This window comes from Streptomyces sp. NPDC002680 (assembly GCF_042889145.1).
In the GTDB taxonomy this organism is placed as follows: Bacteria; Actinomycetota; Actinomycetes; order Streptomycetales; family Streptomycetaceae; genus Streptomyces; species Streptomyces adonidis.
The window spans coordinates 234943-249063 of record NZ_JBIAQP010000008.1 but is presented as its reverse complement, the minus strand read 5'-3'; the positions used below and the strand labels follow the sequence as shown (position 1 = coordinate 249063).

At 71.6% G+C, this 14121-nt stretch carries 15 protein-coding genes; 6 read left to right on the top strand and 9 right to left on the bottom strand.

The genetic code is table 11. The features are described from left to right. Positions 1-15: 15 nt before the first annotated feature. The gene (locus ACFYXF_RS22475; RefSeq protein WP_389351983.1) at positions 16-861 is read right to left on the bottom strand and encodes an ABC transporter permease; all 846 of its coding nucleotides are present in this window, start codon (positions 859-861) and stop codon (positions 16-18) included. Between the two features lie 5 nt (positions 862-866). Then, on the bottom strand, positions 867-1850 hold the full coding sequence (locus tag ACFYXF_RS22470; protein ID WP_389351642.1) for an ATP-binding cassette domain-containing protein: 984 nt from the start codon (positions 1848-1850) through the stop codon (positions 867-869). Positions 1851-1974: 124 nt separating this feature from the next. On the opposite strand from ACFYXF_RS22470, the gene ACFYXF_RS22465 reads away from it, so the two are divergent. Then, entirely contained in the window at positions 1975-2736 is a 762-nt protein-coding gene (locus ACFYXF_RS22465) for a TetR/AcrR family transcriptional regulator (protein ID WP_389351640.1), read from the top strand. Positions 2737-2767: 31 nt separating this feature from the next. Next, positions 2768-3190 carry a PPOX class F420-dependent oxidoreductase gene (locus tag ACFYXF_RS22460; protein WP_389351639.1) on the top strand — a complete coding sequence of 141 codons (423 nt, stop codon included), beginning with the start codon at positions 2768-2770 and terminating at the stop codon, positions 3188-3190. Between the two features lie 62 nt (positions 3191-3252). Here the strand turns inward: ACFYXF_RS22460 and ACFYXF_RS22455 are convergent, their stop codons facing one another. The 7 genes from ACFYXF_RS22455 to ACFYXF_RS22425 form a co-directional block, all read right to left on the bottom strand. Continuing rightward, positions 3253-4470, bottom strand: a complete 1218-nt coding sequence (locus tag ACFYXF_RS22455; protein WP_389351637.1) for an ABC transporter permease — start codon at positions 4468-4470, stop codon at positions 3253-3255. After that, the gene (locus ACFYXF_RS22450; RefSeq protein ID WP_389351635.1) at positions 4467-5177 is read right to left on the bottom strand and encodes an ABC transporter ATP-binding protein; all 711 of its coding nucleotides are present in this window, start codon (positions 5175-5177) and stop codon (positions 4467-4469) included. Before ACFYXF_RS22450 ends, ACFYXF_RS22455 begins: the two co-directional genes overlap by 4 nt. Further along, on the bottom strand, positions 5174-6346 hold the full coding sequence (locus ACFYXF_RS22445; RefSeq protein WP_389351634.1) for a peptidoglycan-binding protein: 1173 nt from the start codon (positions 6344-6346) through the stop codon (positions 5174-5176). The genes ACFYXF_RS22450 and ACFYXF_RS22445 overlap by 4 nt, the downstream gene beginning before the upstream one ends. Beyond that, on the bottom strand, positions 6343-6894 hold the full coding sequence (locus ACFYXF_RS22440; protein ID WP_389351632.1) for a hypothetical protein: 552 nt from the start codon (positions 6892-6894) through the stop codon (positions 6343-6345). The genes ACFYXF_RS22445 and ACFYXF_RS22440 overlap by 4 nt, the downstream gene beginning before the upstream one ends. 85 nt (positions 6895-6979) lie before the next feature. Then, positions 6980-8497: a sensor histidine kinase gene (locus ACFYXF_RS22435; protein WP_389351630.1), complete on the bottom strand. Its 1518-nt coding sequence runs from the start codon at positions 8495-8497 to the stop codon at positions 6980-6982. Positions 8498-8523: 26 nt separating this feature from the next. Then, entirely contained in the window at positions 8524-9219 is a 696-nt protein-coding gene (locus ACFYXF_RS22430; RefSeq protein WP_389351628.1) for a response regulator transcription factor, read from the bottom strand. A 73-nt stretch (positions 9220-9292) separates the two neighbouring features. Further along, positions 9293-10273: a WD40 repeat domain-containing protein gene (locus tag ACFYXF_RS22425; RefSeq protein ID WP_389351626.1), complete on the bottom strand. Its 981-nt coding sequence runs from the start codon at positions 10271-10273 to the stop codon at positions 9293-9295. A 189-nt stretch (positions 10274-10462) separates the two neighbouring features. On the opposite strand from ACFYXF_RS22425, the gene ACFYXF_RS22420 reads away from it, so the two are divergent. The 4 genes from ACFYXF_RS22420 (at position 10463) to ACFYXF_RS22405 (ending at position 14121) form a co-directional block, all read left to right on the top strand. Next, positions 10463-11146: a GDSL-type esterase/lipase family protein gene (locus tag ACFYXF_RS22420; RefSeq protein WP_389351624.1), complete on the top strand. Its 684-nt coding sequence runs from the start codon at positions 10463-10465 to the stop codon at positions 11144-11146. A 515-nt stretch (positions 11147-11661) separates the two neighbouring features. Beyond that, positions 11662-12888, top strand: a complete 1227-nt coding sequence (locus ACFYXF_RS22415; RefSeq protein ID WP_389351623.1) for a hypothetical protein — start codon at positions 11662-11664, stop codon at positions 12886-12888. Between the two features lie 9 nt (positions 12889-12897). Next, entirely contained in the window at positions 12898-13545 is a 648-nt protein-coding gene (locus ACFYXF_RS22410; RefSeq protein ID WP_389351622.1) for a hypothetical protein, read from the top strand. A 96-nt stretch (positions 13546-13641) separates the two neighbouring features. After that, positions 13642-14121: a carboxymuconolactone decarboxylase family protein gene (locus tag ACFYXF_RS22405; protein ID WP_389351620.1), complete on the top strand. Its 480-nt coding sequence runs from the start codon at positions 13642-13644 to the stop codon at positions 14119-14121.

Below are 14121 nucleotides of genomic sequence, written 5' to 3'. Positions count from 1 at the left end.
CACCGGCTCATCAGCTCACCGGCTGAGCCTCTTGAACCTCCGTACCGCCAGCGGCAAGAACACCACCGTCAGGATCAGCGGCCACACCCCCGCCATCAGCAGCGCGTGTTGCTCGACCCACGAGTTCCCGGTCACCCCCGGCGCCCCGAACAGCTCACGGGCGGCCGAGGCCGTGGACGAGATCGGGTTCCAGAGGGCGACCTGGCCCAGCCAGTCGGGCATCAGCTGGGGCGACACATAGATGCTGGAGACCATCGTCACCGGGAAGACCACCGCGAACAGCCCGCCCGCCTGTTCGGGGCTCGGCACGACCAGACCGAGCCAGATCCCGACCCAGATCAGCGCGAACCGCAGCCACAGCAGCAGCCCGAAGGCCTGCACGAAGCCGAGTCCGCCGTCCGGCCGCCAGCCCATGCCGTACGCGGTGACCATCATGATGCCCAGCTCGGCACAGGCGACGATCAGGTCCGTTCCCCCGCGCCCGGCGACCACCGCCGACGGCGCCATCGGCATGGACCGGAACCGGTCGATGACGCCCTTGCTGGAGTCGTAGACGACGACCGTCGCCGTGGTGACGAACCCGAGGGCCATCGTCATCACGAACATCCCCGGCATCAGGAACTCCTTGTAGTCCCCGCCGCCCGGCACCTGGATCGCGTTGCCGAAGACATATCCGTACAGCAGCACGGACAGGATCGGAAAGCCCAACTGCCAGAGGATGCTGACGGGTTGACGCTTGTAGTGGGTGAGGCCTCGGCGTACGACGTTCCAGCAGTCGGCGAGTGTCCAGTACAGCCGGCCATGACTCCGGCCGCCGCGACGGGCCCCGCGCCGGCCGCCGCCCGCCGGGGGCGCCTCCACCGCGCTCACGCGGCCGTCTCCTCTGCACCCTCTACGTCCGCGTTCTCCTCCGTACGGCGGCCGGTGAGCCGCAGGAACACGTCGTCGAGGCTCGGCCTGCGCAGCCCGATGTCCTCCACCGGGACCCTGAAGTCCTGGAGCGTGCGGGCCACATGGGTGAGCGCGGCCACCCGGTCGGTCACCGGCGCGTGGACGCGCAGCCCGGCCACATCGACCTCGGGTTCACTGTCCGCGACCTGGCCAACTGCCCGTACCACCCAGGGAATTCGGTCCCGCTGCCCGACGACGACCTCGATCCGGTCGCCGCCGACGCGCCGCTTCAGCCCGTCCGGAGTGTCGTCGGCGATCGCGCGTCCCTGGTCGATGACGGTGACCCGGGAGGCGAGCCGGTCGGCCTCCTCCAGGTACTGCGTGGTGAGCAGCACCGTCGTGCCGTCGGCCACCAACGCCCGTACGGCGTCCCAGACTTCGCCCCGGCCGCGCGGGTCGAGCCCGGTCGTCGGCTCGTCGAGGAAGAGGACAGCCGGGGCGAGGATCATCGAGGCGGCGAGGTCGAGACGGCGCCGCATTCCGCCGCTGTAGCCCTTGACGCCCTTGTCGGCGGCGGCCACCAGGCCGAAGCGTTCCAGGAGTTCGGCGGCCCGCAGCCGCGCCCGCTTCCCGCCGAGGTGGAAGAGCCGTCCGAACATCTCCAGGTTCTGGCGGCCGGTGAGGATCTCGTCCAGTGCCGCGTACTGCCCGGTGAGCCCGATCCGGGAGCGGACCTGGCGCGCCTGTGTGGCCACGTCGAGTCCGGCCACCGTCGCCTGTCCGCCGTCCAGCCGGAGCAGCGTGGCCAGGATGCGTACGGCGGTGGTCTTGCCGGCGCCGTTGGGGCCGAGCAGTCCGTGCACCGTGCCCCGGCGGACGAGCAGGTCGAACCCGTCGAGGGCGCGTTTCTCGCCGTACCGCTTCTCCAGGCCCTCCGCCCGCACCACACAGTCGTCCATGACGCCCTCCCGGTCTTCCCTCGCCCACCCCTGCCGCCTTGAACTGAGTACACCGTACTCGTTTTCGCGTACGACGTACCCAGTTCGCGTGCGAACGATGCGCGCCGGGTTCTAAGCTCGGCGTATGACGAGCGGCAGCGGCGGTACGGAGACCAGCGGCAGTGGTGACATCGCGCGCACCCTCGAACTGCTGTGGGCGACCGGACCCCGCCCCAGCCGTGGCCCCAAGCCGGGTCTGACCCTCGACGGGATCGTCGAGGCGGCCGTGCGCATCGCGGACACCGAGGGCGTCCAGGCCCTGTCGATGCGCCGCGTCGCCACCGAACTCGGCACCGGCGCCATGTCGTTGTACCGGTACGTCCCCGGCAAGGCCGAGCTGCTCGACCTGATGCTGGACCGCGTCCAGCGCCCCGCCCCGGAGGAGCTGGGCGACGGCGACTGGCGCGCCACCCTGGAGGCGATGGCCCGCTCCACCCTCGCCCACTACCGCCGCCACCCCTGGCTGCTCCAGGTCAACCAGTCCCGCCCGGTCCTGGGCCCCAGCTCCCTCGACGGCATGGAGAGCGTGCTCGCGCGCATCAAACCGATGGGGCTGACCGACCCCGAGCTGGTCTCGGCGGTGGTGATGGTCGACGGGTACGTCGTCGGGGCGGCCCGCGCCCAGGTCCACCAGCAGGAGGCGGAGCGCCGCACGGGCCTGACGGACCAGGAGTTCTGGCGGGCCCAACTCCCGGTCCTGGAAAGGGCGATGGCCTCCGGCCGCTACCCCGTCCTCGCCACCCTCTCCGAGGACACCTTCGCCCCCGGCTTCGACCACTTCGAGTTCGGTCTGCAGCGCATCCTGGACGGCCTGGAGGGCTGGGTCGAACGGCGCACGCAAGGGTGACAAACCGGGCGCCCGGTGCATGGATGGAGGTATGAGCACTCCGACTCCGAGCCCCCGGCTCGCCCCCTTCGTCAAGCAGTGGGCCGTCCTGCTCACCAGCCACAAGAAGGACGGCAGCGGCGTCGGTACCCCGGTCAACATCGCCGTCGAAGGCGACCACGCCTACTTCCGTACGCCCGGCAGCGCCTGGAAGACCAGGCGCATGCGCGACAACCCGGACGTGGAGATCGCCCCCTCCACCCTGCGCGGCGCCCCGACCGGGCCCGAGATCGCCGCCCGCGCCCGGCTGCTCGACCACGACAGCCCCGAGGACCGGCACGCGGCGAAGCTGCTGCGCCGCAAGTACCCGGTCACCCACGGCGTCCTGGTCCCGCTGGCCCACAGGGTGATGGGGACACCGACGCTCCACTACGAGCTGCGGGTACGGGAGGCCCGGGAGGTACGGGAGGAGTGACGCGCCGAGGGTCCCCCGATGCCGGTGCCGGGGGACCCTCACCTCCTGGCTGTCCCGTCCCGTCACGCCGACGCCAGCGCCTCCGTCGGTGGCAGCCGGGCCGCCCGGACCGCCGGGTAGAAGCCCGCGAGGCCGCCGATGACGAGCGTCGCGGCGATCCCGCCGGCCATCGCCCAGGCCGGTACGACGGCGGGCCAGCCCTGGTAGGAGGCGTAGCCGCCGGTGACGCCGATGCCGAGCAGCAGCCCGCCGAGCCCGCCAAGCGCCGACAGCAGCAGCGACTCGCACAGGAACTGCGTACGGATCTGCCCCTTGGTCGCGCCCATCGAGCGGCGCAGACCGATCTCGGAGCGGCGCTCCAGTACCGAGATGACCATGGTGTTGGCGACACCGACCCCGCCGACCAGCAGGGCGACCGCGCCCAGCCCGAGCAGCAGCCCGGCGAGGGTCTCGTCGGTGGCCTCCTTGGCGGCGATCGCGTCGGAGGGCCGGGAGACCTGGACGGCGGACGGGTCCTCGGGGTTGGCGGTGGCGCCCAGCACGGACTGGACGTCGGCGACGGAGCCCTGCGCGGCCCGCGTGTACACGGTGGTCGCGTATCCGTCGAAGCCGAGCAGCTCCTCGGCGACGGGCCAGCCGATCAGGGCCGCCGAGTCCATGGCGGGCACCAACTCGTTGGACGCGAGGATCCCGACGACCGTGAACCAGCGTCCACCGAGCCAGACTTGGACCTCCGCGCCGGTGTCGTGCACGCCGAGTTGCTGGGCGGCGGCCGAGCCGAGGACGACCGCCGGATAGCGGGCGTTGGCCGCGTTCAGCCACCGTCCCTCGGCGATCTCGGCCCCGACGGTCACGGGCAGTCCCGTACGGGCCGCGTAGACGCCGATGCCGCCGCTGCGCTCGGTGGGCACCTGGTCGTTGCGGTAGACCTTGGCGTCGGTCAGCCCGATCGCCGAGACGGACTCGACGGGACCGATCCGGCCGACCATGTCCTCGGCGGCGTCGGGGAGATGGGCCTCGCCTCCGCCGAAGGACTGCCCCGGCGCCACGGTCAGCAGGTTGGTGCCGAGCGCGTCGAGTTTCCGGTTCAGCTCCTCCTGGCTGGACGTCGAGATGCCGACCACCCCGATCATCGCCGCGATGCCGATGGCGATGCCGAGCGCGGAGAGGAACACCCGCATGGGCCGGGAGTGCAGCCCCGATCCGGCGACGCGGACGACGTCGACGGGGCGGAGGCGCGCGGGCCGGGGCGAGCGTACGGGAACAAGGGTGACGGTCATGCGCGTACCGCCTTCTCGGGGTGCCGGTCCGCGTCGTACTCGATGTGGCCGTCCCGCACCCGCACCTCACGCGGCAGGGAGGCCGCGATGTCCCGGTCGTGGGTGATGACGACGACCGTCGTGCCGGCCCGGTTCAGGTCGCGCAGCAGCTGCATGACGACCGCGCCGGAGCGGGAGTCGAGGGCGCCGGTCGGCTCGTCGGCCAGCAGCAGCGGCGGATCGCCTGCGACCGCGCGGGCGATGGCGACGCGCTGCTTCTCGCCGCCGGACAGCTGGTGCGGCTCGTGGTCGAGCCGGTGCCCGAGGCCGACCCGGATCAGCGCCCGCCGGGCGAGCAGTCTGCGCTCGGCACGCGACCGGCCGCCGTACAACAGCCCCTCGGCGACACAGTCCAACGCCGGTACGCCGGACGCCAGATGGAACTGCTGGAAGACGAACCCGATGGTCCGGGCACGCAGGGCGGACAGCTCGCGGTCGCTGAGCCGCGCCACCTCGTGACCGTCGATGCGCACGGTCCCGGAGGTCGGCCGGTCCAAAGTCCCCATGATGTTCAGGAGAGTTGACTTGCCGGAGCCCGACGGCCCTACGACGGCGAGGAGTTCACCCCGCTGGACCACCAGTCCGGCACCGCGCAGGGCGGCCACCTCGCCGTACGACTTGGACACGTCCGCCAACTCCACGATGGGGGTGTGGACTTGACTGCTCACTTGGGCACCCCGACCTTCAGGCCCTCCGTGACCCCGGCACCCGAGATCTCGACCATGCCACCGGCGAACAGCCCGGTGTCCACGGCGAGATACTCGCTCCCGGTGGCGGTGACCCGCTCCACCGCGTACCCGCCCTCGCGCAGCGCGACCAGTGCCTCGACCGGCACGGCGAGGACGTTCTTCCGGGTCTCCGCCTCGAAGTCGACGTCGACGGGGGCCGCCTGGTAACGCCCCAGCTTCCGCTGGTCGTCGACGGTGAGCGTGACCGGCAGGGTGGGGTCGGAGGACTGGCCCCCGGTGGAGGCGGTGGCCGCTGCCGTGACGGCCGTACCGACCTCGGTGACCTCGGCCTCGACGGTACGGCCGTCGGGCAGTTTCACCGTCGCCCTCGTGTCGTCGCCGGAGACCAAGTCCTCGTCCTTGACGTCGAGTTCGACGGTCACGGTCCGTACGGTGCCGGTCCAGGTGAGGACCGTACCGCCGGCCTGCCCGCCCAGGGTGCCCTGCACCTCGGCGACCCGCCGCGCGCCCGGCGCGACCACCGCGTCCCCGGCGCCGACCGTGCCGGTCTCCGCCCTCCCGAGGTCCTTCTGCCAGTCCCGTACGGCGTCGGCGGTGCCCTCCGTGTACGTGTCGTCCACGGTGAACCCGGTGTAGCCGAGCGCGGCGAGGTTCTTCTCCAGCACCTCGACGTCCCGGCCCTCGGCGTCGACATCGAGGGTGCGGTAGAGCGGGGTGGCCCCGTACAGGAGCGGCACCTTCTGCTCGTTCAGCCGGTACACGGGCTGCCCGCGCTTCACGGTGTCCCCGGCACTCGGCAGCCAGGTCAACACGCCCTGCCCGGCGGCCTGTACGGGGGTGGAGTCGCCGTAGCCGAGGGTGCCGTCCAGGGTGTCGCCGCGCGTGAGGTCGGTGCGCTGGACGGTCGCGGTCTTCGCGGGCCCGGAGGCCGCGCCCGACTCCGTACCCTCCGCGTCGCTCCCGCCGAAGGCACCGGTCGCGGCGGCCACGGCGACGGCGGTGACGCCGAGGGAGGCGAGCAGGGCGAGGGCGACCCGGAGGGGCCGGCGACGCCCGCCCGTTCGAGCGGCGCGCACCTCACTCATCCCGTCGGGGGCCACGGCGACCGTGTGCTCGACGTCCTCGACGTCCTCGATCAGGTCGCTCACTGCGACTCCTCCCCGCCGCCGAAGCCGAGTTGGCCTCGGCAGGCCTCCAGGGCGGAGTCGAAGTCGGGGTCGCCCGTGGGCACCGACTCGGGGGTGAAGCCGTCCGGTCCGGGGTCGTCCATGTCGACGCCGTTGTCACGCATGCACTGCGCGAACTCCTTCTGCTGCTCGGTGTCGGGCGCCTGGGACGCCTGGTCCTGCAAGGACTGCGGCGCCTTGTCCTGGCAGGCCTGGAAGGCGCTCATGAGCGTGTCGCGGTCGGCGTCGGCGGTGGCGAGCGCCTGGAGGTTCAGCTCGCCGGTCACCGGATCGGGGTCCTCGACCTCCAGCCCCTCCGCACGCAGACAGTCCACGAACTCCTGTGCCTGCTCGACCTCGCTCTTGTCGGAGGCGGCGGCTGTCTCCCCACCGCCCGCACTGCCGCTCTCGGCCACCGAAGCGATATCGGGCCCGTCGTCCCCTCCCCCACCGCAGCCGGCCAGCAGCCCGGCCGCGAGCAGTACGGCGGCGGTCGCGACCGGTATCCGGCGCGTCAACCTCCTGCGCATCCTCGCCTCTTCTCATCGCGTCACGGGGTGTTCCATGACGAGAAGAAGGCTGGCGGCGCAGCGTCAGGGGACCCTGCGCCGAACCTCAAAGCAAGCTGGTAATCCGCGCCGGAACCGTCGCGCCCACCCGCTCCAACGGCAGCAGCACCCGGAACACCGCACCCGCAGTCCCTCCCGCGGCAAGATCGACGCGCCCCCCGTGCGCCCCCGCGAGCGCCGCCACGATCGACAGCCCGAGCCCGCTCCCGGCGGTCTCCGCGCTGCCCCGCGCCCGCGCCCCGTCCACCCGGTAGAGCCGCTCGAAGACGTACGGGGCATGCTCGGCCGGCACCCCGTCCCCGCTGTCGGCCACCTCGACGAGCCCGACCGGCACCCCCGGCGGCAGCGGCTCCCCGGCGGCCGCCGCGACCGGCCCGAGGTCGACGGGCCGGACGACATCGACCCGAACGCTGATCCGCGCGTCCGGCGGGGTGTGCCGGTCGGCGTTGGACAGCAGGTTCCCGAGCACCTGCCGCAGCCGCAGCGCGTCCCCGGGCACCACCACGGGCCGCATCGCCCCCACCAGCCGTACGTCCCGTCCGGGCGAGCGTGCGTGCAGATCCCGTACGACATCGGCGGCCAGCTCCAGCAGATCCACCGGCCGCCGCTCCAGCTCGCGCCGCTCGTCGAGCCGGGCAAGCAGCAGCAGATCCTCGACCAGGACACCCATCCGGGCCGCCTCGGCCTCGATGCGGCGCAGCGCGTCCGTACGGTCGCCGCCGCGCCGGCTGAGTTCGGCGAAGCCACGGATGGAGGTGAGCGGGGTGCGTAGTTCGTGCGAGGCGTCGGCGAGGAAGCGGCGCAGGCGCCGTTCGGAGGCGGTGCGGGCGGCGATCTCGTGTTCCAGCCGGGCGAGCATGGCGTTCATGGCACCGCCGAGCCGCCCGGGTTCGGTGTGCGGGTCGGTGCCCTCGACGCGGCGCCGGAAGTCCCCGGCCGCGATGGCGTCGGCGGTGGCCTCCATCCGGGTCAGGGGGCGCAGCCCGGCCCGTACGACGAGAGCGGCGACGCCCGCGAGCCCGGCGAGCACGACGACGGTCACCAACGCGTCGATGAGCAGCAGCCGTTCGGTGGTCTCGGCCACGTCGGCGAGGGAGACGGCGGTGACCAGCAGAGTGCCGCCGCCCACCGTGCGCACGGCGACCCGCCAGTCGGCGCCCGACTCCCCGGGCACGGTGAACACCTCACCGGTACGGGCGGCGAGCCCGTACCGGTCCGGCAGCAGCGGGCCCGGGCCCTCGGGGTCGCTCGGGACGCCGGTGCGACCGCCGCCGGCCTCGTAGACGTACAACCGGAAGTCACCGCCGAAGCGTTCCGCGAGGAACGCGACGACGGTCTCCTCGCTGCGCGCCAAGTCCACGCGCTCGGCGACCAGTTGATCGACCGCGCTGTCGCCGACGGGGCCGCCACCACCCATGTCCAGGTTGGTGTCGACCCGTTCGACGAGATAGTTCTCCAGCAGCACCAGCCCGACGGCGTTGGCGGCGACCAACGCGAGCAGAGCCAGTCCGGTGGCGGCGAAGGCGAGCCGCGCACGCAGGGACCAGTGCCTCAGCTGACGCAAGGGCCTCAACCGGAGCCCTGGCCGGGTCACTCGGGCGCCCGGAGCACGTACCCGACCCCGCGCAGGGTGTGGATGAGGGGCGCGGCCCCGGCCGAGTCGATCTTCTTGCGCAGGTAGTAGACGTAGCTCTCGACGATCCGGGTGTCGCCGCCGAAGTCGTACCCCCAGACCCGCTCCAAGATCTGCGTCTTGCTGACGACCCGCCCCGCGTTCTCCAGCAGATAGCGGAGCATGCGGAACTCGGTTGCCGACAGCTCCAGTTCACGTCCGTCGCGCCGTACGGTGTGCGCGGCGGCGTCGAGTTCGACTCCGGCGCAGCGCAGTACGGGGTCGGGCGTGGACTCGTCCCGCCGGGTGCGCCGGAGGATGGCCCGCACGCGCAGCACGACCTCTTCGAGGCTGAACGGCTTGGTGACGTAGTCGTCGCCGCCGACCGACAGCCCCTCCACCCGGTCCCGCACGGTGTCGCGGGCGGTGAGGAACAGTACGGGCACCTCCCGCCCGTCGTGCCGGAGCATACGGGCGACCTCGTAACCGTCCATGTCGGGCAGCATCACGTCGAGGACGACGAGGTCGGGCGGCGCCGAGAGCACGGCGTTGAGCGCCTCGACCCCGCCGGCGGCGACGGTCACGTCGAAGCCGACGAGGCGGAAGGTCTCGGACAGCAGATCGCGGATGTTCTGCTCGTCGTCGACGACGAGGAGCCGGGGTGAACTGGTCACTCCCCCAGACCTACCGGGGCCACCTCAAAGGAACCTGAGAACTCCCTGTGGAAACCCTTGAACCGCCTGTGGGCTACGCCGTCGGCTTCCGCCGAAGCCGCTTGAGCCCGAAGTAGCCGAGGAAGAGCACGGCGACGGCGATGGCCCCGTTCTTGACGTTCCCGTCGGAGCCGCCACCCCCGTCCGAAGCCGAACTCCCGCTCGCCGAGGGCGATTCGGGATTCCCGGAAGCATCGTACGAAGGCGCGTCCTCGGCCTCGACGCCACTCTCGGCGCCCTCGCTCCCGTACATGATCTTCGACCCGTCACGGCTGTACGTGACCGACTCCCCCTGCCCCTGCAGGGGCACGTCGAGCTGCCCCTCCCGCTTGAGCTTGCCGTCGTTCCAGGCGTAGGCGACACCGCCGAAGTAGCCGCGTACGGCCAACTGCCGCCCGTCGGGCGAGAAGGCGGCGTCGGTGGCCCACATGTCGACGGCGGCGACGGGCCGGAAGACGTTGGTGCCGGAGGAGGAGAGCTTGGCCGGGCCCGCGTACAGATGCCCGCCGTCCTCCTGCTTGTCGATGATGTAGACGCGCCCGGTCTTGGGATGCACGACGAGGGACTCGGCGTCGCGGGACCCGTCCGAGTACTTCACGACGTACTGCGTGGCGCGGATCGTCTGGTCCTTGAGCACCTTGGGCTCGGTGAGCTGATAGACCCACACATAATCCCAGGTCACGCCATCATTGTCGCCGATGTCACCGACGTAGATCTGGTTGTTCGGCCCGATGGAGATGGCCTCGATGTCGCGGGGGGTGCCGACGCCGGTCATGGTGATGGTGGCGACGGTCTGCCCGGTCGCGCTGTCGACCGCGTACAGATAGGCGCCGTCGTCGCTGTCGTTGTGGGTCCAGTAGATGCCCGGGTGGAGGCGGGAGGCGGCCAGACCGCTGGACTCGGTGATCCGCGGGTCCTTGATGGTGAAGTCCTTGTCACCATCGGCAGCGGAGGCGGGCGCGGCGAGCGCCCCGACGAGTAGGCCCCCGGCGAGGAGGGCGAGCGATCGGCGCATGCCCTCAAGCGTGCCATCCCGGCGTTCGATTCGAGGCCCATGACGCCTGCGCACACCCGCCCGCGCCCGCCCAGCGACACCCAACTGACCACAAGCTGACGCAGACCTGACACTTCCCTGACACCGGGTGGCCGGGCTCACACACCACACCCGCCCCACACCCCTCCCCCCATCCCGCATCATGAGCGGATGCTCAGGTTGATGCCCGTAGGCGACTCCATGACCATCGGCAGCGCCGGCGAACACACCTGGCGCTACCGGCTGTGGCAGCACCTGCGGGAGACGTACGGCGGCCCGTTCCGGATCGTCGGCCCACGCGAGACGCTGTACGACAAGGCGACGAACGCCTCCGACTCGTACGAGTACGCCGACCCGGAGTTCCCCCGCGCCCATCTGGCCGGCTGGGGCGAGGGCTGGCAGCACATGACCCCGCTGATCGCGGACGCGGTACGCGCCCACAAGCCGGACGTCCTCCTGGTCTCCCTGGGCCTGATCGACCTGGGCTTCTACACGGACGCGGACCAGACGGCCGAGAACGCCCGCCTCTTCGTGGCCGAGGCCCGCCGCTCCAACCCGCGCATCGCCATCGCCCTGCTCCCGGTGATCCCGAACGTCCGCGCGGAGACGGACCCGCCCTTCGCCGCCCAGGTCGTCCGCTTCAACGAACTCCTGGCGAAGACGGCGGCCGACCTGGACGAACCCCGCTCCCCGCTGCTCCTGACGTCGCCCCCACCCTCGTACGACATCCACCAGGACACGTACGACGGCACACATCCCAACGCGAGCGGCGAGCACAAGATCGCGGGGGCGTTCGCGGACTCGCTGTACGAGGCGTGGGATCTGGGGGAGCGGTACGGGGCCGGAGAGAACTGACCGGCCCTGGTCCAGCCCTGGTCCGTGCTCCCGGGCGGGGGGCAGTTGCGTTCGTGGAAGCTCGCGTGGTCGCTGCGGCCGGCGGCCGGGTCGTCGGCACCCGTGAGCCGTTGCGTCGTGAGGCCGGGCTCGATCTCCCCCATGGCCGTCGCGACGAGGTCGCCGAGCGTTTCCGAAGCGCCCACCGCGGGGCCGGGAACAGCGGAACCCGCGTGGATCCAGCCCCTGCCGTAGCGGGCCGGGAGCATGGGCGATACCTCCAGTCTCCGCGCCCCGGTACGTGATCGCATTCCGGAGCAGGAGGCACACGAAACCCCCGAAGGGCCGCTCCGGTGCGCCGAGTTCGGTCCGGCCGGGCACGGACTGATGCGGCATCAGCACCGGACGACGAGCGGGCACCGGGAAGGGGGAGGAGAATGGAGGCGATGCGTGAAGGGCGACGATCCGGGCCCGGCGCCCGGGCCTCTCGTGCCCGTCAGCTCCTTCTCCGCCTCTCCCCTCCCCCTCCGTGACTCATGTCCTCCGTCGCGCGAACCATCGGCCGGCTGCTGACAACGGTGCTGCTGAGCACCGCGGTCGCACTGGGCCCGACTGCGTTCGCGGGGCCGGGCGCGTACATCGAGATCCAGGAGACACATGGGCCGCCGGGGACAGTCATCGGCGTTCGGGGCGGGGGTTTCGACGACTGCTATCCGGGAGGCGTCGAGGACTCGGAGGGAGAATCCACCGACTCGGAGGGAGAAACCACAGACTCGGAGCCAGGCACGGTCGAACTCTCCATGGGCGACGCGGCTCCCGCCACCCACGTATCCGTCAACGACCCGGAGAGCACCGCCGAGGCGGGCACCTTCGAGTCCAGCCTCACGGTCTCGGACGACGCCGAGCCGCGCGATTACCAGGTGATAGCCGAATGCGTCACCGGCCCGTACAGCAAAGCCGAGAAGACCTTCACCGTTGACACCAAGGAGGAGGCCGCCCTCGCCCTCGATCCCACCGAAGGCCGCCCGGATACGGACGTCACCGCAACCGGTTCCGCATTCAACTGCTCAAGTGTGGATGTGACATGGGACGACGGCGAACAGCTCGTCCCCGCCGTCCCGGTGTCCGAAACGGGAACGTTCACCACGTCGTTCAAGGTTCCGACGGACGCGCCCGAAGACACGCACACCGTGCGGGCCGTCTGCACGGACTACGAGAAGTACGGCGATGACGACGCCGACTTCACGGTGCTCACCGCCCCGACGAACGAGACCACGAGCGGCAACCAGACCAACGGCGAAACCACCACAGGCACCACCGGCGAAACCAACGGCGAAACCAGCACAGGCACGACCGGCGAAACCAACGGCGAAACCAGCACAGGCACGACCGGCGAAACCAGCACAGGCACCAACGGTCAGGTCGGCGGTACCAGTGACGGCGGTACAAGCGACGGCGGTACAAGCGACGGCGGTACGGTCGGCGGGACCGGCTCCGTGGACAGCTCGACCCCCGTCGGACTGGTCGTCGGGCCCGCCCTCGGCGGCGTACTGCTCCTGGCCGCCGCCGGACTCGCCCTGGTGCGCCACCGCCAACGCGGCCCGCGCTGGGTCCACGACCACGTCAGCACCGCACTGCGCCCCGGCACCGCGAGGTCCGCCGTGCGTGAGCCGTACGACACCGGTCCGCCGACCCGCACCGTACGGCTCGAACCGCACCTCGACCCCGGCGACCAGAGCGTCGACGGCACCGACAGAGGCTGAGGCGACGCCATGACCACGACCCACGCACTGCAACTCCTGACCGTACGGGCCTTCCTGCTCGACTCGGAGGGGCGGCGGGACTCCGCCGACGCGCTCGTCGACCCGGTCCGCTCCCACGGGCTGGCCCGCACCCTCCTCAGCGGAGTGCCCTCCCTGACACCGGCGGCCGACCAGGCGGTCGAGCGCGAGCTGGCGACGGTCATCGACAGCTTCCTCGGCCTGGACCTGCTCGACCTGGCGTCCGGCGGCTGGCGCAAGCACGCGGAGCTGAGGGCCGCCGCACGGCGCACCCGTTCCGTGCCGGGCAGCGAGGAGGTCGTCGCGCTGGCGACGCACAGCATCACCTCCAGCCACCGCCCGTTCGTGGACGTGTTCGTGGACGGCACCAGGATCGGCACGCTGGACGTCGAACTCACCCTGCGCTACCAGGTCGCGGGGCTGGTCGCCGTCGTCCGGGACGCCTGTCTGGCCCGCGTACGGAGCGGGGAGTGCACGATCGACGGCACGCTCACCGTGCAGCGGATCGTGCTGGCCGAAAGGCAGGGACGGCTGGACCTTCCCGGCACGATGCGACTGCGCGCGCCGATCCCCCTGCTCCGCAACGAGCCGCCGCCACCGCCTCCACCGCCCCCTCCACCCAGGCCGACTCCACGGTGACCCACGTCACATCCATCCATGTCACGTCCGGGTGAGCCGTTCCGTCGTTCATGTGTAACGCCCGACAGAGGCAGCACAAAGACGGAGGAGCCCACCATGGAAGCCCGCTTGAACCTCTTCGCCAACCCGGTCGCGACCAAGGCCACGAAGCACCTCGTCGCGGCGGGCAAGGCGGCCGCGGACTCGGCCCTGCCGCTCGCGACGCAGGAGCTGGTACGGCTCCGCGCCAGCCAGATCAACGGCTGCGGTTTCTGCACCGACATGCACACCAAGGACGCCGCCGCGGCCGGCGAGACCGCACAGCGCCTCCACCTGGTCGCGGCCTGGCGCGAGGCCACGGTCTTCACCGACGCCGAGCGCGCCGCCCTGGAAGTGACCGAGCAGGGCACCCGTATCGCGGACGCGGCCGGCGGGGTCACGGACGAGGCCTGGGCGAACGCCGCCAAGTACTACGACGAGGAGCAGCTCGCCGCCCTGGTCCTCACCATCACGCTCATCAACGCCTTCAACCGGATGAACGTCATCGTCCAGCAGCCGGCCGGCGACTACCAGCCCGGTATGTTCGCCCAGCTCTGA